Annotated in this window: 21 protein-coding genes; 10 read left to right on the forward strand and 11 right to left on the reverse strand. The window is 53.3% G+C overall.

Translation table 11 applies throughout. The annotated features are described in order from the left end of the window. Positions 1-116: 116 nt before the first annotated feature. From wecB to BM022_RS11945, 9 genes are all read right to left on the reverse strand, one after another. The gene (gene wecB / locus BM022_RS11905) at positions 117-1229 is read right to left on the reverse strand and encodes a non-hydrolyzing UDP-N-acetylglucosamine 2-epimerase (RefSeq protein WP_091139569.1); all 1113 of its coding nucleotides are present in this window, start codon (positions 1227-1229) and stop codon (positions 117-119) included. 153 nt (positions 1230-1382) lie between these two features. Beyond that, positions 1383-2684, reverse strand: a complete 1302-nt coding sequence (locus tag BM022_RS11910) for a glycosyltransferase WbsX family protein (RefSeq protein WP_091139570.1) — start codon at positions 2682-2684, stop codon at positions 1383-1385. Beyond that, positions 2681-3532, reverse strand: coding sequence for a class I SAM-dependent methyltransferase (locus BM022_RS11915; RefSeq protein ID WP_091139572.1), 852 nt, complete (start codon positions 3530-3532; stop codon positions 2681-2683). Before BM022_RS11915 ends, BM022_RS11910 begins: the two co-directional genes overlap by 4 nt. A 111-nt stretch (positions 3533-3643) precedes the next feature. After that, positions 3644-5662 (reverse strand): TylF/MycF/NovP-related O-methyltransferase, encoded by a 2019-nt coding sequence (locus tag BM022_RS11920; protein ID WP_091139574.1) that lies wholly within the window; start codon positions 5660-5662, stop codon positions 3644-3646. Between the two features lie 3 nt (positions 5663-5665). Then, entirely contained in the window at positions 5666-7093 is a 1428-nt protein-coding gene (locus tag BM022_RS11925; RefSeq protein WP_091139576.1) for an ABC transporter ATP-binding protein, read from the reverse strand. Positions 7094-7127: 34 nt separating this feature from the next. Further along, positions 7128-8195 (reverse strand): glycosyltransferase family A protein, encoded by a 1068-nt coding sequence (locus tag BM022_RS11930; RefSeq protein WP_091139578.1) that lies wholly within the window; start codon positions 8193-8195, stop codon positions 7128-7130. A gap of 33 nt (positions 8196-8228) precedes the next feature. Further along, complete coding sequence (locus BM022_RS11935) at positions 8229-8966, reverse strand: hypothetical protein (RefSeq protein WP_091139580.1); 738 nt, start codon at positions 8964-8966, stop codon at positions 8229-8231. Positions 8967-9031: 65 nt separating this feature from the next. Next, entirely contained in the window at positions 9032-9847 is an 816-nt protein-coding gene (locus tag BM022_RS11940; RefSeq protein ID WP_091139581.1) for a hypothetical protein, read from the reverse strand. 94 nt (positions 9848-9941) lie between these two features. Further along, positions 9942-10796 carry an ABC transporter permease gene (locus BM022_RS11945; RefSeq protein ID WP_371264333.1) on the reverse strand — a complete coding sequence of 285 codons (855 nt, stop codon included), beginning with the start codon at positions 10794-10796 and terminating at the stop codon, positions 9942-9944. 357 nt (positions 10797-11153) lie between these two features. On the opposite strand from BM022_RS11945, the gene hemP reads away from it, so the two are divergent. The 10 genes from hemP to BM022_RS12000 all read left to right on the forward strand — a co-directional run bounded on the left by hemP (position 11154) and on the right by BM022_RS12000 (position 19533). Next, positions 11154-11339: a hemin uptake protein HemP gene (gene hemP, locus BM022_RS11950; RefSeq protein WP_091139583.1), complete on the forward strand. Its 186-nt coding sequence runs from the start codon at positions 11154-11156 to the stop codon at positions 11337-11339. A 19-nt stretch (positions 11340-11358) separates the two neighbouring features. Beyond that, positions 11359-11556 carry a (2Fe-2S)-binding protein gene (locus tag BM022_RS11955; protein WP_091139585.1) on the forward strand — a complete coding sequence of 66 codons (198 nt, stop codon included), beginning with the start codon at positions 11359-11361 and terminating at the stop codon, positions 11554-11556. Positions 11557-11598: 42 nt separating this feature from the next. Further along, complete coding sequence (bfr, locus tag BM022_RS11960) at positions 11599-12063, forward strand: bacterioferritin (protein WP_091139587.1); 465 nt, start codon at positions 11599-11601, stop codon at positions 12061-12063. A gap of 107 nt (positions 12064-12170) precedes the next feature. Then, positions 12171-13076 carry a DUF2325 domain-containing protein gene (locus BM022_RS11965; protein ID WP_091139588.1) on the forward strand — a complete coding sequence of 302 codons (906 nt, stop codon included), beginning with the start codon at positions 12171-12173 and terminating at the stop codon, positions 13074-13076. A 195-nt stretch (positions 13077-13271) separates the two neighbouring features. Beyond that, positions 13272-13916 (forward strand): DUF4198 domain-containing protein, encoded by a 645-nt coding sequence (locus tag BM022_RS11970; RefSeq protein ID WP_091139590.1) that lies wholly within the window; start codon positions 13272-13274, stop codon positions 13914-13916. A gap of 116 nt (positions 13917-14032) precedes the next feature. Beyond that, a complete protein-coding gene (locus BM022_RS11975; protein ID WP_256209150.1) occupies positions 14033-14659 on the forward strand; it encodes a PepSY-associated TM helix domain-containing protein in 627 nt (208 codons plus the stop codon). A 167-nt stretch (positions 14660-14826) separates the two neighbouring features. Then, a complete protein-coding gene (locus BM022_RS11980) occupies positions 14827-17004 on the forward strand; it encodes a TonB-dependent receptor (RefSeq protein WP_256209151.1) in 2178 nt (725 codons plus the stop codon). A gap of 651 nt (positions 17005-17655) precedes the next feature. Further along, positions 17656-18270 (forward strand): acyl-homoserine-lactone synthase, encoded by a 615-nt coding sequence (locus BM022_RS11985; protein ID WP_177191713.1) that lies wholly within the window; start codon positions 17656-17658, stop codon positions 18268-18270. After that, positions 18267-18755: a hypothetical protein gene (locus BM022_RS11990; protein WP_091139593.1), complete on the forward strand. Its 489-nt coding sequence runs from the start codon at positions 18267-18269 to the stop codon at positions 18753-18755. Before BM022_RS11985 ends, BM022_RS11990 begins: the two co-directional genes overlap by 4 nt. Before the next feature lie 559 nt (positions 18756-19314). Beyond that, positions 19315-19533: a hypothetical protein gene (locus tag BM022_RS12000; protein WP_091139597.1), complete on the forward strand. Its 219-nt coding sequence runs from the start codon at positions 19315-19317 to the stop codon at positions 19531-19533. 53 nt (positions 19534-19586) lie between these two features. Here the strand turns inward: BM022_RS12000 and BM022_RS12005 are convergent, their stop codons facing one another. Beyond that, positions 19587-20087: a ferritin-like domain-containing protein gene (locus tag BM022_RS12005; RefSeq protein ID WP_091139662.1), complete on the reverse strand. Its 501-nt coding sequence runs from the start codon at positions 20085-20087 to the stop codon at positions 19587-19589. A gap of 122 nt (positions 20088-20209) precedes the next feature. Beyond that, positions 20210-20812, reverse strand: coding sequence for a peroxiredoxin (locus BM022_RS12010; RefSeq protein WP_091139599.1), 603 nt, complete (start codon positions 20810-20812; stop codon positions 20210-20212). Positions 20813-21394: the final 582 nt, after the last annotated feature.

A 21394-nucleotide genomic window follows, 5' to 3' on the forward strand; every position in this document is an offset into this window, starting at 1 on the left:
ACGCCCTGGATAAGGTTCTATCCAGAGAACCCGGCCGCCAGTGCGCGCATGAAAATATCTGACGAGTTCGTGTGGCCGCTGAGAAAAACTGTGCCAGGGAACCGGCGAAAGATAAATCAGACGCATGCGGCGAAATAGTCGCGCAACACTGAGGCAATGCGGCCCGCTGCCCTGCCGTCGCCATACGGAGAGACACCGCGGGCCATCCTCCTGTAGGCGGCGCCATCGTCCAACAAGTGTTGTGCCTCGCCAACAATTCGGTCACAGTCGGCGCCTACCAGCTTGACTACCCCTTCTGCAACCGCTTCCGGCCGTTCCGTTTCGTTTCTTAAAACCAACACCGGCTTCCCCAGCGCGGGCGCCTCTTCCTGTACCCCACCGGAATCGCTGAGAATCAGGAACGCCTGTTTCATGGCTGCGACAAAAGGGAGATAATCCAGCGGTTCGCAAAGCGTAATTCTGGAATGGTTTCCCAGAACTTGAGAAGCCGTTTCGCACACGTTTGGGTTCGGATGAACCGGATATACCACCTGCACGTCCTTGTTGTGGTCGGCCAGCGTCAGTATCGCCCGGCAGATTTCCCGGAATGGCGCACCGAAATTCTCCCTGCGATGCGCGGTGACCAGGATCAGACGTTTACTCGAATCAAGGTTAAAGGGGAGCGGGATTTCACGTTTTGCGACGCTCAACAGTGCATCGATCACCGTATTGCCAGTAACAAATATGTTGCTCTCGCCAACACCTTCTTTAAGCAGGTTTTGGCAGGCGCTCTCGGTAGGGGCGAAATGCCACTTGGTCAACTTGCCGGTGACGACCCGGTTCATTTCTTCCGGAAACGGATACGCCATGTTCCAAGTGCGAAGCCCGGCTTCCACGTGCCCGAACGGAATCCGGCGGTAGAAGCTGGCGAGCGCCACGGCCATGACGGTAGTGGTGTCGCCTTGAGCCAGCACGACATCAGGCTTCTCGGCTTGAAGCACATCATCCAGAGCCGGCAAGAGACGAGCGGTCAGAGCAGCAAGCGTCTGGTCCGGCTGCATGATATCGAGGTCCATATCCGGTTCAATGCCAAAGACGCGCAGGACCTGATCGAGCAGGTTTCGATGCTGCGCAGTCGCAAGAACCCTGCATTCAAAAGCCGGGTGTTCCTTTAGCGCAAGAATCACCGGGGCCATTTTGATCGCTTCCGGTCGTGTTCCGACCACACAAAGGATTTTGTGTTTGTCCATTTCCTTATTTGTGGCAAAAAAAGCCGGGAAAGACAGAAACACAGACAATAAGAATTTGTGGCCGGGTTACGCTGCGGTGGCAACTCGACATCCCTTGTGGATGGCTCCGCTGGCCGCCGGGCCAGAATTCGGCATTCTCCCCCAGGCCTACGATTACCGCTGCACGCGTAAGGCGCGCACTGCCCTCACAAATGGGAGCAGCATGAAGCGCAACCACGGGATCTGGTTCACAGCGAGCCGCAAACGCTGAATCTGCAACGGTACGTGATAGCTGACGACCTTCGATATTTCCTGCCAAAATTCCTGCTTTGCTGTTTCGGGCAAGCCAACGTCCGGGAAGGTGGCAAATCTGCGCAAGCCCATCTTGGCGTTTTGTGTTGCCTGAAGAAATTTATGGCCGTGCCAGCGATCGGGTTCAAGGTGGCAGCCCTCAGCCCACTCGTTCCAGGCATTGATAAACACAAGTTCATCCTTCTCTCCTGTCCGCACCGCCCGATCGATTGTGGCTCCAAGCCAGTATTCATAATTATCAGGCGTGCCGTTCAGAACAACGAGGGCACGCTCTTTTGTGCGTGCCGTATTATCCCAGGATGGAAATACCGTCTTGAATATACGCGGATCCCTGTAATCTCTGTCGAGAAATGAGTTGGCTATTGACTCATACTGCATAAGATTGCCGTAAAAGGCATTAAAAAAACTGACCTGGTTGTTAACCGGAGCTGTTCTCAGATTGTGAGGCGGAAACTCGACGCCGCTGTCGAATCCAAAAGAAGCGTATTCCTCATTTCCGTGCGTCAATGCAGCGCTGATATGAATTTCGCCCAAGCCGATCCTCCGGCAGTAGTCTCGCCATACCCTAAGACTTTTACGAACGTCTGGAAGATGGGGTGGCCGGTACACACAGAAGTATGGCTTTCCATCGACTCGTATGTAGCGCTTGTCCTGAAAGAACGGTATCAGGGATTTGATGAAATCGAGATCATCACCAGGTCGGTATTCCTGGGCAATAAGTACTTCATGCTCGGCTGCGTCCCAACGCCGCGTCCAGTTTTCGTTCGCCCAGCACAGGCAGAATGGCATGTCGCTTTCGGGATCGGCCAGCATATCATCCAGCGGCAAATGTAATAGGCGCTTGCCGGAGAACCAGTAGTAGTGATAACAAAATCCGTCAATGCCGTATTGCTTCGCAACTTTGATCTGATCGCGCCGGGTTTCTCGCACGCGCAAGTCGTAGAAGCCGAAGTCAGTGGGAAGGTGCGGTTGCAGGTGGCCTTCGAACAAAGGCGCCGCTTTTGTGACGTTTGTCCATTCGGTGAACCCCTTGCCCCACCAGCGGTCATTCTCCGGCGTTGGGTGAAACTGGGTAAGGTAAAAAGCGATTAGCCGGGGAGGCGCCTGATTGCCAGATGCTGGAATTTCATTATCGTATCTGGATGTATGTTGACCTGTTGTCATATATTGATGCCGAACGCCTTCAGGCCCTTGCGAATATGCCGTTTGTGCTCCGGGCTCAGGTACTGTCCCACCCGCGTTTTCCATGACATCCTGGGCGCTGCCACGGTTGGCATGGAGGATTGTTCAGGCTGCGCCAGGGGCACGATGTCACCCGGATAATTGAGTGGTACTGCTTTTACCACCACTTGATAGACGTTGGCGTAGGCACTGGTTCTGATCGCAGCCTGCTGCGCCGTGGAGAGCCTCGACCAGCTTGCCGAAAATTCCGTTTCTTCGGGTGGCTTGATCACATATCGTGCTTCAATGATCTTGAGTCCAGCCTGCGCGAACAATGTCTCGATATTCTTGAATCCGAAGAAACGAATATGAGTCCGATCGAGCAGACCCCAATCCCGATATTCGAAATCGCTGTTTATCAAACATGACACCACAGCTGCGTGGCCGACGTGTGGCAGCGAAATCACCAGGTAACCGGTCTCGTTGATCAGTGGCGCCATACGTTTCAGGGTGATCCAGGGATCATACAGATGCTCGAGTACATCGGCGGCCACGACGACATCAAATGGCGCTGCTCCATCGAGCAAGCGCGGCCACTCCTCCGAGTTCAGATCGGCTTGTATCACCTGCTCGCAATACGGCGCCACCTCTTTTATCGCGGCTGAATCCAGTTCCATACCCGTTACCCGGCAGTGACCGTGTTGCACCAGAATTTTGGTGATCGAGCCTGGCCCGCACCCGACCTCCAGTACGCGCTTCGATGGTCCGACCAAGCGCATCACATGCACAGGCGCAGTTTGCCCTGACACATCGACTGGGTAGTCGTAGACATGGCGTTTTTCAGAGTGCATATTGCGTGTAGCTATAGGTTAACTGGTATTAACAGCGAAATTTTTTCGGCCAACGGAATAAAGGCTTGTAAAGGCGACTCTAAAGGCCATCCGAGGCCTAACTCTAGGGAATCAATCAATAACCCTATTCTTGGCGTCGTTGATTATGTTTTTTATTGCTCGTATGGGACTGGTTACTTTCCAGCTCGTCGAGGACAGAATCGCTTGTAGCTTGTCATTGGCCTCTGCAGTTTTTCTATCTGAGTAAGCTAATTGCATATCCTGCTCTGCAATAATCTGGTTTCGCTCTGCAATAATCTGGTTTCGCTCGGCAATGGCTGTGTTCTGAGCGGAAATGGCCCGGCTGAGCCTATTTATCTGCTCATCCCTCTCAACTACGGAGTGTTCCAGTTGCAAAATCACGTTCAAACTCAGCTTGGATATGGCTCGGTGCAGTCGGTTGACTTGTATGCCCGGAGACTCGACTCTCCGGTTTAGTCCAGCAAGCTCAGCTTTCGGCGTGGTATAGCCTGGCTTGCGCCAGTAAACACCGACGCCGTCAATCTCCATAATCTCCGGTTGCATTTGATTGGAAGCGCAGAAATCCTCGACCGCCGCCTTGCATGCTGGTACCGCGTGATAGTCGTCGATGATCACATATCCGCCAGGTGAGAGCCTGGGATAAAGGCTGGTGAGGGCATCCATCGTGGATTCGTACATGTCCCCATCGAGGCGCATAAGCGCAAGTTGACTGATGGGCGCTTTCGGCAACGTATCCTTGAACCAGCCCTTGAGGAATTTCGTCTGCTCATCGAGCAAGCCATAGGCCCGAAAGTTATCCTGTACCTGTTCCAGTGTTACCGCAAGCTCCTTGTATTTATGGAATTCTGAACCAGCGTCAGCCGGATACTGCTGCTCATTGGCTTGCGGCAACCCTTCAAACGAATCCGCAGCCCAGACGTACCGGTCGGTAACATTGTATGCAAACAGCACGGCACGCACCAAAATGCACGCTCCGCCCCGCCAGACACCAGTTTCGATCAGATCCCCTGGAACGTTGTCCGCAATAACGGATTCAGTCAAAGCCCGCAGGTTGGCGAGCCTTTTGACGCCAATCATCGTCTGTGCATGTGCCGGCCAGTCCAGGCCGCGCTCGCGCAGGTCTGGATTAAACGTATTCGGTGCGAACGGTGCTTGTGACGCATCGTGGTAAATGCTACCGGTCAGACAGGATTGAATTAGTTCGAGATAAGCGTTCTGAACTTGCTGTAGCTCGTTCCCTGTCGCTTGCGAAGTATCAGCTTGATGGTCCGTCACGATAATATTTGTCTCCAACAGGATATCTGGTGCATCGGTGGCGATTTTGCGTAGCTTTAAGGTTTTCCCCCCCCGTCGCTCCCAGGCTTCCTGATAGAGAACTTGATCAAGCTGTGTAAATTGCCCTAGCAGTTCCAGTGTCGACCGGGGAAGATTCTTCGAAGTAGGCCGACGCGGGGTCGAATTTGACGTGTAGTTTACTCGAGGAGAAACGACCCCGAGGTCGCGGAGTATCCTCTCGCGGTCCTCGTCAAAGGTCTCAGTAAAACCTACATAAGAAAAGTCATCGAGGTGCCTAATCGCCAACCGGAGAAGCTCGTCTGGGTCAAAGAACGACGAGTCAAGATATTGAGAATTACCAAACCCGCACGCGAGTTGCCATACCTGATTGTTCCATACAAGGGACTTCACTTCGGGCCGTTCCATCGCGATCCTCAGAAATTCATCCAGGCTGGAGTCCCGACAGAGCCTGTGTATCTCATATTCGTCCGGATCCCGGGTTTTGCAGAAATAATAAAAAGATAAGACCCTTTCTATAGGGTTCCGGAGAAAAGTGAACGAATACCTATCGTTCATAAACGGCTTCGCAAAATCGTACCCGAAATGGCCAGATAGAAAGCGGATATTACGCAAGCTCGCGGCGAATTCAGCGGTGACTTTTGCTTCAGTCGTCAGGTAAGGTAAAGCACGCAAGTAATCGCCATGGCTAATAATGTGGTTTTCTCGATAGTGTTGCCTTAAAGAGTCAACAATGGAGGTGCCCGCTGTTTTCTGAATGTGCAGAAAAATAGCGGGTTTATTTTTCGAGCTTATTCCTGACTTGTAACCGGACATCGCCTACCCGTTTGTATTGCGAAGCTCTACCGAGTCGAAAATCAATCCGACCAATCCATCGAGTATGCTTGAGGCGTGCGATTCGAGGCCGAAGGCGTCGTGTAGCCACTGAAGTTGGACGACCTCGGGTGGACTGCCTTCAGCAACGGCGACATCGACGGTATAAGATCCCCGGCGAAGTATTGGCATGCGAAAGGTGAAAACGGCTTCCACTGCCTCTCCCGGCTTTGCTTTCACCGGGCTCAGGCAATAGTCCACGTAAGTATTCTGTCCAAACAACACCTGGCCCAGCTTATCCTTGAAACTCATCCCTACGATAATGCTTTCGCACCACACTAGCACCTCCGTCGTAACTGCAATTCGCACCTGTTCGCCGCCAACAACCCAGGACAACTGGCGACCTTCCAGGTCGGTCATCTTGGCGCTGATGATCCTCGCGCCACCAGTCCCGAAACCTCGGCCCCCCGGCACAAAATCGAATATCTGGATATCATTCCGAAGATTCGACTGGTTGATGAATTGCAGACGCATATCGCGCCGGGGCATCCCGTCCGTTTCATTTCCCGAAAGGGAAGTTTGCGCGGGTTGCGCAGGTTCATCGGCCGGTATTTCCTGGACTGCCGCACGCGCCGGCACTTCTCCTTTTCGCTGCAGTGCCGACGCAGCTTCGATCTCGTAACGCCTCGCCAGGTATTTTTCGGAAACCATCTTTGCCGCCCCTGATGCCTGGACGGCTCCGCGATCAAGCCAGACGGCACGCTCACACAAGCTCACCACCGCGCCGGAGTCATGCGTGACAAAAATGATAGTCCCCCTGGTTTTAAAGTCCTGTAAAAACCGCATGCATTTTTGCGTAAAAAAAATGTCACCTACCGCCAGCGCTTCGTCAATAACCAGAATTTCCGCATCGACGTTGGCCACGACAGCAAACGCAAGGCGAACATACATTCCAGAAGAATAACGCTTCACTGGTTGATCGATAAAATCTCCTATATCTGCAAACGCGACAATATCCTCGTACCTTGCATCGATCTCGGCTTTTGCGAGGCCAAGAATCGATGCATTCATGTAAACATTTTCCCGCCCGGTAAACTCCGGATTAAAGCCTGAGCCGAGTTCCAGCAATCCTGCAATACGGCCCTTAGTCTCCACAATTCCCGCAGTAGGGGCAAGCGTCCCGCAGATGATTTGCAGCAAGGTTGATTTTCCTGATCCATTGCGTCCGATGATGCCCACGGTTTCATTTTTTTTAACACTAAATGACACATCCCGGAGCGCCCAGAATTCGCGAAAATATCTCCGGACCTTCCGCCCGACCATGCGTTGCAGTCGCGGGGCTACAAACTGCTTCAGCCGGTCGCGCGGTGTGTCATAAATTTGGTAGCATTTTGAAAGGTTCTGGATGCTTATGGCGATATCGCTGGAACTCATTGCTGCGCTGTCGTCCTTGTCTTTGAGCGCTCTATTATCGCTCTTCCCTCTGAAGGCTTGGATCCGGTATCCAGTTCCCCGCCGACGCACAAGTTGCATGATCTGGCTGCAATTGTCCAAGTGCTCCCGCGCTGGGAGAACCGGACTGCTGGAATGCAAGTTTTTTCTCAACCGCCCCCTTCATCAAGCAGGCTTTGAAGGCTGCCCAGTATGCACGGTGGAGAAGCGCCCGAGTGTCTTCATCCAGCCCCAGACTCCGAGCCAGCTTTAAATTGGCCATCAAGTCAAGATGACGCGCCGATTGTTTGATCGCTTCGTGATGGGGCTCAATCATCGGCCAAGTTTGTTCCGAGTCGGCTATTCCGGTCAATTGCTGTACTTCCGATTCCGGGTGGAGTTGGCTGAAGACGTAATTGGAAGCGCCTTGGCGTTCCAGACGGTTGCAAAAGGCATCAAAGTCTATTTTTCTCACCGTGTAAGATACAGCGTTCTTGTTATACACCACCCGCAGCCCCTGCCGGGAGAGCCGATAGCCCAGTTCGATATCTTTACAGCCAAACCGGAAAACCGGGTTGAAAACGCCGAACTCAAGCAGCAGAGAGCGCTTGCAGGAAGATCGGCCACCCCAGAAATAGGTGTAGTCCAGGACATCCCCTTGCCGCAGCGATGGATAGGAAAACAGGAAACAGCCGATTTCTGTAACAAAATGCATGAGCGGGTCTGGCCTCATGCCGTCGCCGAGCCCGGTGTACCCAAGGACGGCATATTGCTCAGCGGGAAACGCCATGTGGGTTTTGACGTGCTCTTCGAGCAGGTCTGCCGCTGCGATATCATCGTCATCCAGAAACAGCACGATATCGCCCCGGGATGCGAACAGTCCATGGTTTTTAGCGCTTGCTAATCCGGCATTGCGTTGGTAACTATAGCGGAGCGGTAGTCTGGAAGCGTAAGAAGCAGCCACCGCATCTGTATTATCGGTGGAGCCATCATTGATGATGATCACCTCAAAATCATGCAAAGGCAGTGTTTGCGTGCACAGGCTACCGAGCACCTTATCCAATAGCGAGGCGCGATTAAAGGTGCAAATCACTACGCTCAGCATTGATCTGACCAGGCTGGGGGCGCGGTCAACATCTTAACAGACATAGGACTCCAATATAAAAAAGGCGTCTTTTCTGGATAGATGGGGTCGCGCAGCAAGGTAATTTCTCATCGCATCCGCGTTGGTTCCGTAATTGTAATAGGCCACGGGCTTGCGCAGGTTGTGGGCAACCGGCGCTGCATCAACAATTCCCATTTTAAGGTTGTGCTTTTCCGCCAAAACAGGCCATACAAAATCATTGCCCCAGCCCATGGGGCTCGCCTCGTCAAAGGGCAGGAAATAATCATATGCCGCGCGATGGAGTGAAAACAGAGGTCCGATTTCGACAAACCGTGTCCGCCGGGCATCGATCCCATCCAGTTGCTCGACAAACCGGTGGTCGATGTAGCTGTCGTGAGTCCGTGCTGGTTGCGCGAGGGCGAAATCATGCCGCAATACGAGCGCGAGATAGCGATCCAGGAAGCCTTCCGGCAACTGGATGTCATCATCGCTCACGATCAGATACTCAAAGTCGCGCAGGTCAATTTGCTTGAGAAGCTGGTTCAACAGGAAGAATTTTGGTGAAGGCTTGTCCACGACCCGTGCCGTGTAAGGCGCGATGTCAGGGTCCGGCGGGCTCTCGCCCAGGGAAATCCATCGCTGTTCTACCGCCCAATCCTTGCTATCCGCCAATGTCCGCGATATGTGAGGAGCCAGGTTCTTTTTGTCTGAAAGATACACCCCGGCTACCAGTACTCGAGGCGACAGAGGCTTGATGAGATCATTTTTCACAGACTAGGTTGTTAGATGGAATCTTTCACTGAGAGATTTCCTATAGTGTTCCCTGCCAAGCGGTACTAAACATCAGATGGTTGTTGCGCGAAAGGTATTCTCGGGGAGAATATCTCATGTACATGCGGCAGAACGGCAACCTCGATATTGGGTTCCAAACTTAGCAGATCGTTTTTCTCCTCAACGGTCGTCGCCAAAACCAGATCGGCGCAGGCGGCGTTGAAAATTTCGATGCGGCGGGAGGGCGAAACGACGTCGGTTAAGTCGTAATTGCCGTAATTGTCGTGATTGGCCGTGACCTGCATCTTGCTGTCAGGCTCGACCCAGCGCAGCCCCGTCGCGTCGCATATGACTTTGCTGTACAGAGCGTGAGCGCGCACATAAGGCAAGTATTTGAACGCTACTTCTGGCCGTAACAATAGCACGAAATGGTATTTTCCTCCCGCCTCCGCCAGATGATGCCGCGCCGCGTCAAATCCGGTAATGACGGTAATGCCCTGTTCTTCCAGCAGTTGCTGCTCGAGGTGCGGGCAAGCGTCTAAATCGGACACAAAAGCAGCGCGAAAAGACATTTCTCGCAGCAGCCGAAATAAAGTTGACATGGGAGCGTGGCTAGAGTTCTCATCGGGCAGTGGAATCCCCGAGTCGATCACCAATACCCACGGCTGAGCGGGATCAAACTGCCTGGCGCCGGTTGCTACTTGAACTAACGCTTCTCGGTTTCCAACGAGTCGGAAAAGCTCCTTGTTATTTGCTTTCCAGGCGCCGGGCCGGCGGAGATAAATCTCCTTGAGCCTTTGTTTGACATGCCAAGGCAGTGGCAGTCCCTTATATATACGGCGCACCAGCTTGTTGTACCAAATTGTGTGTGTGATTCCCATCAGTCCTCAAGGTGTTGCTGATTTTTTACGCGCCGCGCCCGAATCGGGCCGGACGAAGAAATTGAAACAGCGGATGCTGCGCCACATACTCGATTTAGAGCACATCGGCGAATCCCTTGCGCGTTTTTTGAAACCAGGCAAACGCGGCCCATGCAATCAAAAGTCCCACTGCTGTCATGATTACCCATCGTTCAATGTTTGGCAGTTGTCCCAAAACAAGCACCTTTCGCCCTTCCTCGATGATAAAAGCAAGCGGATTGAGTAGCAGCCAGCCTTGATATTTAGGAGGTAAAGCGCTTATAGGATAGAACACGGGTGAAACAAACAACAACACGGTGGTGAACATTCCCGTGATCTGCGCCACGTCACGCACAAATACGCCGAACGCCGCCAAAAACCAGGCAAAACCCATCGCAATAAATACCAGCGGAAGCAAAACCAACGGGAAAAGAATAGCGGTCCACGGCAACTGGTGATTGAGGATGAGCTGGGCCAGCAGCAGCACCGCGATGCTAATGGCGGTATGGAACAGGGCGGAGCCCAAAGCAACCCATGGCAGGATTTCCAGTGGAAAGATAACTTTTTTTACATAATTGACATTGGACAGGATCAACGCAGGAGCGCGGTTGACGCATTCCGCAAATAGCCCGTGCACGATCATACCGACGAATAAAATAATGGCGAAATCGGTTTTGCTTTCTTCGCCGCCAACCCCCCAGCGCGCCTTGAACACCACGGAAAAGACGAACGTGTAGATCATGAGCATAAGCAGAGGGCTGAAGAATGACCATGCCAGCCCCATGATCGAGCCACGATAGCGCCCGACCACTTCGCGTTTGACCATTGCGACTATGAGGCTTCTGTTACGCCAGACGCTTGCTGCCATTTCGCGCGGCGATGTGGAAAATTTCTGCATGTGGTCGATATAAAGACTTTGAAAAGCGCCCACGGTTGCCAGCGGCGGCCTTAGGTGCGCGTCCGGCAGCAGCTATCGGAAGGGTTGGCCGAGAACCGGGAGAAACAAGCTCTTCATTGGCGGCGAAGCAGGCGCATAAGAGTCAGTTAGAGTTGGCGAATCAGTTGCTCCGCTTCCTTGCAAGCACCCGAACCGCGCGCAGTGCGTCAAACTTTTTATCTGCCCGCCAACTGATTTTACCAGCTCGTTTGCCAACTTGGGCGCGTAGCAGCACTCAAACGGAGACTCCGCGAATTACTTTTTTAAAAATTGTTAATAACGCTTGCATTTCATCCAATGTTTAATATAATTACGAATCATTCTCATTAATAATTGCGGAAGCAGCCCAAAATGGATAAGCTACTCACGACACCTGAAACAACCGTGGATAAACAAAAGGTCGTCATGCTGGACCGGAACAAAAGGCTATACAGCGATTCTCTATTCTCGCACGGTGACGAGGTATTTATTCAGCACCAGGGCGAGCAGTATCGACTGCGACGCACGCGTAACGGCAAGTTGATTTTGACTAAATAGTAGACTTAAGGCGCTCATCATGTATATTTGTGTCTGCAAAGGTGTAACCGATACCGCCATCCGCGAAGCTGTGCATTGCGGAAGCGCTGGCCGGATGCGGGATCTGAAAGCCAACCTGGGGGTAAGCGAGCAGTGCGGAATATGCGCCTGCCACGCAAAACAGGTGCTGGAACAGGCACTGATGCAGAAAACCCTGGCGCAAGGCCAGTCCACATAAACCCACTCGCTTGAATGCGAGATCTCGCCTGAGGAGGCAAACATGAAGAGCAACACAGACATTATTCAATGGCTAAACCGCCAGCTTCAACACGAACTGACGGCCATCAATCAGTATTTTCTCCATGCGCGCATGTACAAAAACTGGGGCTTCGACAGCCTCGGCAAGCATGAATATGAGGAATCCATAGAGGAGATGAAGCATGCCGATGTTTTGATTGAGCGTATCCTGTTTCTGGAAGGGTTACCCAATCTGCAAGAGCTGGGCAAGCTGTTGATTGGTGAGAAGGCGGAAGAGTGTGTCGAGTGCGACCTCAGGGCGGAGATGGCCGCGCGAGAGTCATTGCTCGGCGGGATTGCCGCATGCGAAGCAGCGAAGGACTACGTTTCGCGCGAAATTTTCAAGGACATACTGGAAGATACCGAAAAACACATCGACTGGCTGGAAACCCAGCTGGATGTCATGCAGAAAGTCGGTATTCAGAACTGGCTGCAAAGCCAGATGTAATTCTTTATCCGTTGCCGCTGGCTTTCTCCCGAGCCGGCGGCTTTTAGCCAGCCAGCCTGTACAAACGGCAAGCCAGCTTTTTTCTGACTTGTGACGGAGTATGGGCTGTGGAACACATAACAACCTCGGCGGTTTCACGCGCCGCCCTCCCTCTTCTGTTTTTCAAAGCGCCTCGCGCTGGCGCGATTCTGCTTGTCCCTCTCCGGGCCATGCGGTCGATATCTGCCGTTCTGATAGCCAATTTTCAGGGAAGCTCCGGTAGCGGAAAAAAGCACAAGTTCCTTCCGAACGTGTTTCCTCTTCAGCGGGCGATCGAACAGGTTTTCCGCGTTAGAGGCGGCCGGGTGCGGTCCGGTTGTGCTGATCCGTTCCCGACAACAAGTCGTGTGCAGGCAGGAGGTCGGAATAATTCCGCGGCCTTCTCACCCGCGGGAGCCTTGGCGGATGGTCATCAAGCGCTGTTGGAACGTATTGATTTGCTTCAGCGCAGGCTTGCCGATGCCCGCATTTCCGTTCCGCAGGAGCCCGATTGGTTCCCGCTGGTCAAGACTGCAGGTGCCTGCGGCGAGGGACCGGGTGCCACCGGAAAACGGGGGCCCCACGTTGCACAAGCGGCAAAGAGTGCAAAATCTGCATTGCATCGCGCTACTTGCAATGAAAAAAAGGCGATTTGGGAGGCCGGTTTTGATCTTGCGGCAGTGAAGCTCCTGTGTGTAGGGGGCCGGGCAGCGCTCTATCCCGAGTACAGCCGCCTGGTTCATGCGTCTGGAGGCATTTTATTCTTCTATCGAAGCGATCCAGGGGTTGGCGGAGAAAAGTTGTCGGAGCTGCTCGCCCAGGCTGATATGGTGATATGTCCGGTAGATTGCGTTAATCATCAGGCTTACTTCACTGTAAAGCGCTACTGCAAGTATTCCGGCACGCCTTACGTCGTGCTCGACCATTCCGATATACCCACCTTCAGTAAGGGGCTGGCAAAACTCGCAGAGCTGGTTTCATGCCCAGGCTCTTAGCCAGACGCAGGTTCGGTCTATCAAGTCTGCTTCGACGGCAGAAATCCGGTTTACCAGCGATAGCCACTACCTGATGAACTTGCAGCACGGGTGCTGAAGTGCCTGCTTGCGGTCTTCGACTCAAACGTTTGGGTAATTTGAATGTCCTGGCTACCTTGTCCAACAAGTTAACAAAAATCAATCTAAAGGAAAAACATGAAAATCGCGTCACTTGTCTCCGGGACTGTCGCCCTTTTTGGCTGCGCGCTAAGCCTGAACGCCGGAGCGCATGCATTGTGGCTGGAGAGCGGTACGCCAGCCAGCAAGCTTTATTTTGGCGAATATGCCGAGAACCTCCGGGAAACCTCACCGGGAAGGCTCGACAGTATCGTTGAACCGGACGCAACGATCATTGACCAGGCGGGAACGGCAAAAGCGATCAGCCCAAGCCGTGAAAGTACGCACTTTTCTCTACCGGCGGGCGCGACGGTACTGATCCAGGCACGCCGCCAGCCGATACGAGCACCACAAGGGGACACGCCAACCCCTGTTCAACGGCGTTTTCTTTACGCTCGTCTGGGTGAAGGCGGCAGTTTACCGCTCGATATAAAGGGTAATGGCAATACGCTGCGCTTGACCTTCATGGGCGAGCCGGTACCAAAGGCTGAAATCGTCGTTATCGCTCCCAGCGGCTGGGAGAAGCATCTACGCACCGACGAGAAAGGTGAAACTTCCTTTTCGCCACCCGAGCCCGGCCTCTACGTCATAGAGGCTAAGCATGAACTGAACAAGCCCGGCGAATTCGAGGGCAAGGCATATGCGGTAGAGAGTCACAAGGTCACGCTCAGTCTTTACAAATGAGCATTTCTCAATCGCGCGCCCGCGTCAGCGAGCCATCTGAGCCAGGAGCTCGCGGGCAGAATGGGGGTCAGCCTTCGGGGGCTGAGCCACGCGGTTACCTTTTTCTGCCGCAATCAATGAAGCGCGGGCGCTTTCTCGTCTGGCTACGGCGGACACACGCCTGGATCGGTCTCTGGGGCGCAGCGCTCGGCTTGTTGTTCGGCACTTCCGGCATTCTGCTCAACCACCGCAATGAGATGAAAATCCCCCTCGCGAGCCAGCATGAAACCCGGCAGACCTTGGTCCCGCCTATGGAAAGCCTGCAATCCGCCGAGGCCTTCGAGGCATGGCTGCGCTTGAACTTCAAACTGCCCGATGCCAAATCCCGTATCCAGAAGAAGCCGGGCGGGCCCGTGCCCTGGGGTGGGGGTCAAATAATGCAACCCGAGAACTGGCGCGTCACGCTGACAACGCCCAATCTCAGCCTGAATGCCGAATACTGGCAGGGCGACACCGAGGCTCATATCGAGCAGAAGGAAGCCAATGCGTGGGCCACGCTGGCCAATTTTCACAAAGGCAGCGGTATGTCGAATGCCTGGATACTACTTACCGACACGCTGGCGGCCGGTTTATTGGTGCTGGCAATTACCGGCACACTGCTGTGGAGCCGCTTACATGGGCCCCGATTGATAGCAGCAGCACTGATCGGCACGACCCTTACTGCTTCAACCATTCTTATGCTTACGACCCTCTCGTTGTCATGAAAGTGGTCCGATAACGAACGTCAAGCCCCGGGACCCAACAGCAAGTATAAATATGTAAATTTCATCCCCTCCTGCCCCGTTCCAACGGAGCAAAGGCGTTCCATAGCCCGCCATAAGCCCTCCGCTTGTAGCCAGCCAGCTCACAAAAAACAACAGAGAGACTACAAGTGAAACCGTTACACAAATTCAAACGCAGGCATCGTCAGATTGGCCCTATTACCCTATTGTCATTAGGGATGCTGGCGGCACCTTTAAGCGTGGTCGCGCAGGAGACCCAGGCTGGCAAGGAAAAAGATAACCCGTTGCCGGAGATCAAGATCACCACGGGCCGGGTTCGCCCCGGCACGCTGGAGGATGTGGCGCGAACAGGGAGCAAGACCGATACGCCACTACGGGATATCCCCGCGAGCGTCGACGTGGTGCCCGCGAGCATACTAAAGGAGCAAGGGGCCATTACCATGAACGATGCTATGCGCAACGTTCCTAGTGTCCAGCCGTTGATGGGGGGTGGCTATGGGTTTGGCAACAGCTTTACTTCGCGTGGTCTTTCCCTGAGCTTTTTACGCGACGATATTCCTGACGGATCTGCGCAAAACAGCTACTTCCGTACGATGTACGACGTCGATCGCATCGAAGTATTGAAGGGCCCCGGTTCGGCGCTATTTGGTGTTGCCGGACCGGGCGGCAGCATCAACATCATCACCAAAAAGCCACGAAACCAGTTCGACCTCACCGCAGGCACCATGCTTGGCAGTTTCGGTACCCGCAATGGTTTTGTCGACTTGACAGGTCCGCTCGGGCAGCGCTTCGCGGGTCGCGCAATCGCCAATCTTGAGCATACAGATGGGTTCCGCGGGCTTGAGCGTAATATTTTCGAGGCCTCCCCGAGCTTGCTGTGGCGATTGGCCGACGATAAAACGCTTTTGATTGACTACGATCACCGCGAAATGAAGATCAAGCCGGATAACTACGGCATACTTTTTGACTTCAATTCCAATATCGCCAATGTTTCGCGCAATAACCGCTACTACAGTCCATTCAACAAGACAGATCATACGATCAATCGCCTCGGGCTCACCCATAACTGGGCAATATCAGACACGTTGAGCATGCGTACCGCATTCGTATACGATGCCCGTACACTCGAGATCGTGCGAAACGGGGGCGGCAATCAAGGGAATGCGCTCGGCGTGTCGACTGGGCGCGATGCCCGTCAGCAATTCGATAACGCGGGCTACACCGTATTGCAGAATGAATTCATATGGAAAACAAGTACCGGACCGGTTAAACACACATTTTTGGGGGGATTTGAATACAAGAACACTGATATCAATACGGTGCGCGGTGATTACACCTTATCGTCCATCAATATTTTTAATCCTGTCAATGTGGAAACCTCCTTGAACGGACTCACGCGCAGGCCCATTTTCGACCGCAGGATTACCAGCGATCAAACGTCGTTCTATGCGCAGGATCAGATAGATTTGACGAAACAATTCAAACTTCGCCTCGGCATAAGAAACGACCTGGTGCAGTACAGCGACAAGGGATTTCAGCTGGTATCAGGAAACTATGGCTATCGTGAGATTGAGAAAACCAAATCCTTGACCACCTATTCCACGGGCGGTGTCTACCAGCCAACGGAATATCTCGCGTTTTACGCCGGCTATAGCACAGGCGCATTCATTAATCTCGCCACCGAGGCGCAGGCGGTCTCCCGGTCACCGGAAACTTCAGACCAGATAGAAGTGGGCGCAAAAACCACTCTGCTGGACGGCAAGGCCGATTTGAACGTTGCGCTTTTTCAGACAAGCCGTAATAACTACTTCGTCATTTTGCCCGGTTCTGGGGGGCAGGCTACCCAGGATGGCAAGGATCGATCGAGGGGCGTGGAAGTTTCGCTGGGTTTGAGGCCCGTGGCGGGATTGAACATCATCGGCAGTGGAGTATGGATGGATCCGGAAACATTGGCTCAGAATGTCGCTACCAATGCCGTTCTTGGCATCACCGGAAGTGTTTACGGAACGCGGCCTGTGGGAGTCGCTACTCACGCGGCCAACTTATGGAGTACCTACCAGATCCAAAACGGTTTCGCGCGCGGTTTGACGTTCGGCTTTGGCTTGACCTACAAGGGCGATACGTTCGCGGATAGCCTGAACCTGCTGCGTGTGCCATCTTATGTCGTTTTCGATGCCGCCGTGTCCTATCGCATAAAAAGAATGGATCTGGCGGTCAATATTAGAAATCTTACGGACAAAACCTACTTTACCAACGCAACATTCGCCGGTGCATTGCCGGGGGACCCCCTTAGCGCGTACGGTTCGATCCGTTTCAATTTCAACTAGGAAAAAACTTGCCAGAGATAGAACCCTTGTTTTGTTATCTGACGTTCGATAATGACTGCGGTGCAGCAACCCTAGCTCGCGGAAATACCAGTGCAATCCATTTCCTCTTTGCGCAATTAGCGTAAAGATTTTAGCTGCGTGGCTTGCGCCAAGCAATGCCATCACGGTTTGCGGGATACGGCCGCCTTCCGACCAAGGAACAAGTGCGCCATTTCCCCCGCGCCCGCTGCTACCTGCCCACGTGCAGTCCATCGCATCCAGGCGGTGCATACCCCCGATGCGAGTTCCGCCCGAAATCCTGACAAAGTGCTCTGTTATCCCATTGTCCAGGATGGCGCGATCTCTAAAGCCTAAAGCGCACCACTCGCTTGTCACCAAGAGCCCGCCCCCAAATGCTCCCTTTTGCGCCTCATCCAAAATCCGTTTTCGACTGCGAAAACACGAGAGTGGCCTCTTGAAATGCCATTTTTCAGGGGAAATTCCGCCTCAAAAACCACGTCGAAGCATAGCTCCCGCTAACCGCTAAAAGCCGCTCCAGTAAACGGTTTCCAGGAATACTCAGCATTTGTTCCTGTAAGATTTTACAGCTATCCCGGGGCCTCGTTCCGTTGTTTCATAGCATCGTCATAACCAACGATGGATGCGAAACAAATGGGACAAATAATGCTTGCGCAACACGGGAACGGCTCTCTAGATCAACGGGCAGCGATGGGAATGTATCAACTGCGACACGAGGTTTTCCATGATCGGCTTGGCTGGGAAGTTACAACGGATAATGGGATGGAGCACGACGAGTTCGATCATGCCGACCCTGTATATGTATTGGCCAAAGGCGACGAAGATGAGGTATTGGGCTGCTGGCGGCTTCTCCCAACTATGGGCCCCAACATGCTGCGGGACACGTTTCCACAACTCCTGCATGGACAGCGGGCGCCCCAACAACCGGATGTGTGGGAGCTAAGCCGCTTCGCGGTGACGGTTCCCAAATACGAAAGCGCGGGGTTCGGCTTCAGCGAAATTCCTGTAAAAATGATGCAGACCTTGTTCGACTTCGCTCGGCACAACGGTATCACCCGTTATGTTACCGTGACCACCGTTGCCGTAGAGAGGCTGATACGCAGGCTGGGGGTCAACGTTTCACGGCTGGGCCCTCCCATTAAAATCGGCCGTGTCATGACCGTCGCTTGCTACATCGAAATTGACGAGGTTACGGAATTTGCCTTGTTCGGCACGCTTCCGGAGAACGCGCAGAGGAAAGCAGCGTGAATATCCTGGTCGTGGGGGAAAGACAAGATACGCGTCGCATTCTGCAGATGCTGCTTGATAAATCGAGGCACAGGCTGGAGCGGGTATCGTTGGAAGATTTTTCGGAACCGGATCTTGAATCCTACGATATGGTTCTTGTGGATGGCGCGGTTCAGGATTGCACACAACAGTTGAATCTCCTGCAGTGGATCCGGGAGGCAAGGCGGCGTTATCCGCATCTGCCCGTGGCGGTGATGAACAATGTCGGGTCTCAGGTGATTCGGGAAGGACGTGATCCACGCGACGAAGCGTTGCAGCATACTTGCGGAATCGTTGAGTCCAGCAATGGGGTATTGAATATGCGCTGCCGTCTGCGTGAAATTGCACTGGGGGAAACCGCCGCGCTTGTGCGGGAGGAGTGCGAGCGGCCGTTGCTGGAGCCGATTACTTTCGAATATTCGGGCCGGGAAGGGAATGCCGGCGGAGCAAAAGAAGCGGGGGCGTGACGGTGAGCATCTTGCGATCCACATCCGCTCCCCGTTATTGCCGGCGCCAACTGCATTGACGGGTCTGGCAAAAACTCATCATTGTATTTATAAAACTTTCATAAAACGTTCATCGCAACGCCATCTCTTCCAGGTAGCCTGAACAGGCCAGCAAAGTATTTAAAGTCGTTGGCGAAATTTGTTCATCATAGGAGGGAATATGAAATCCCAGCTACCTGCGTTAATAATGCTGCTGTCGGAATTCTGGAAGCCCATTCAAGCTGGAGATAGCACGAAGGGACGTACTTTCCAGTCCGGCCGAAGCTTCGGCATTAACCCAACCCCCGCAATCGGTGAAGCCGGCAATTTTCTGCCGTCCATGTCTCGTGGCGCACCATGGGCTAGAAGCAAAAAGAAACGATTCGGCTAAGGCGGATCAGGTGAATGCAATGCAACATACCGAGTTTCAGGCTCAATACAATCATCGGGCATCTTTCTCCAGCACTGACGGTTTCGTGGCCCCGAAGATTCCTACAAGCAATACTCGATCTCGGGCATACCTATACGACGGGTTTGTAAAATGACGATGAGCACAATAGAGGCGGGAGCGAATCTCGGTGAAGTTGAGGGTCAAAGCGGCCATTCTTCACCTTCCATCGACTTAAACAATGTTGACGCGCTTTGCTCCCTCATGAAAATGTATGAATCCGGTCAGGTTCTGGATGAGGAGGAGAGCGAAGTGGATCTGATGATTCAGCTGAGCGGAATGGTATATAGCGATACGCGTTCCGCCGACTAGCGCGGCTCGGCGGCAAACAGGTAGTCGCCCACCCTATCTCCTATTCCTATCGCCTATCGTTTTTTCTTTTTAGGCGCTTCACTTGCGGGCCCCTTACTTGTAGGCGCTTCATATACCGCGGTTGTACCGGTCCGGCGCAGCATTTTATTCACTTCGTCGGCGTGCAGCTCTTCCTCGACAATCAGGCTTCGCGCATAATCTTCCAGTACTACCGATTTGCCTTGGGTCAGTTCCAAGAGCTCATAGTAGGCTGCGCATGCCTCTCCTTCGTGCGCCAGGGATTCCCTAAGTATATCCGCAATGTCATGATGATGCGTCTCAAGCAGAGGTCCGATCGACAGCGAAGGATATCCGCCTAATAGCGTGACAAGCTCACCCGCGCGGTGGGCATGCAGCAGGCCTTCTTCCGCCTGCGCCTTGAGCCATTCCACGACTGGAATTCGATTGTAGCCGTAGACCATCAATGAATAATGCGTGTAACGCACAACGCCCGCCAATTCAAGCTCCATGATCCTGTTCAACAATCCAACCGCCCTGTCTTTATCGAAGTTCATGCGCTTCTCCTTGTTCATTGCAAAAATCCAGGTGGGTGCCGCGTTCACTATTACGCGGCCAGCAGCAGGCCGCGCCGTTTTTCGTCTCTTTAAAGTCTCGCTTTATTAAAGCCTGCTGTGCTTCACAACTGCTCTGCGTGGCTGCCCAGGTATTCAGCGACGCCCTCCGGACTCGGCTTCATGCCGGGTTCTCCGCTTTTCCAGCCCGCAGGGCATACTTCGCCGTGGCTTTCGTGGAATTGCAGCGCATCCACCATGCGCAGCATTTCATCCACGTCCCGTCCCAACGGTAGATCATTCACCACCTCGTGGCGCACGATGCCGCTTTTATCAATGAGGAAGGAAGCGCGCAACGCAACGTGATCGGGATGGCTGACGCCATACGCATGCATGATGTCTCCCCCTATGTCCGACACAAGGGTGATACCTACAGAGCCGATGCCGCCCCTATCGATGGGCGTGTTGCGCCAGGCATAATGAGTGAACTGGGAGTCGACAGAAACGCCAATGACCTCCACGTTGCGTTTGCGGAACTCTTCGGCGCGGTGCGAATGAGCGAGAATTTCCGAGGGACAGACAAAGGTAAAGTCGAGCGGATAAAAGAACAGTACTGCATATTTGCCCGAGATTTCCGTATGAAAATTGAAAGCATCATTGAAGGTGCCATCCGGAAGGACAGCAGGTTTAGTAAAGTCAGGGGCAAGATGAGTTACAAGAACGGACATTGACATTCTCCACTGTAAATTAACGGAATCCGCGCCGCAAACGCTGAACCAGGTGCGCGGACAGTCTTAAGATTAGAACATTCCTTGCGTGTTTTCCAAAAAATCCAACCACACTGCGCCGACGCGATTCGTAAGCAGTCAAATTGTGCCAGAAAAAACGGAAATCCTCTCAATGCTACCTCATCCATTAGGGGTTTTCGGAATATTCCGGCGATTTTACGTTGGCGGCCACGCCAGAACGCCAACATTGAGATTCTCCCCATGAGCATCGTCCTCCCTGATAGAAACAGCAAGGCGCAACTTAAAAATGGAGCAAGCTGAATTTATCTGGGCGTCCATTATGGATTCGACAACCTGCAGGGGCAATTGCTGGGACTGGCAGGGGCGGACATGAATATCAAATCGAATGATCCTGCCGCAACGAAGTTGACGGTGAGGATTCGCCCGTTTCCTTCAAGAGAATCAGGCATACCCCTGTAGGGGGATCCCCGGAGCTCTACGGCTACTTTTGGCGTGAGCCGGGCGATCAATCCACCCCGGATGAAATTGATTATCCCCGGCGCCGCCATTTCCCTCCGCAGA

Source organism: Nitrosospira sp. Nsp14 (genome assembly GCF_900113575.1).
Classification (GTDB): domain Bacteria; phylum Pseudomonadota; class Gammaproteobacteria; order Burkholderiales; family Nitrosomonadaceae; genus Nitrosospira.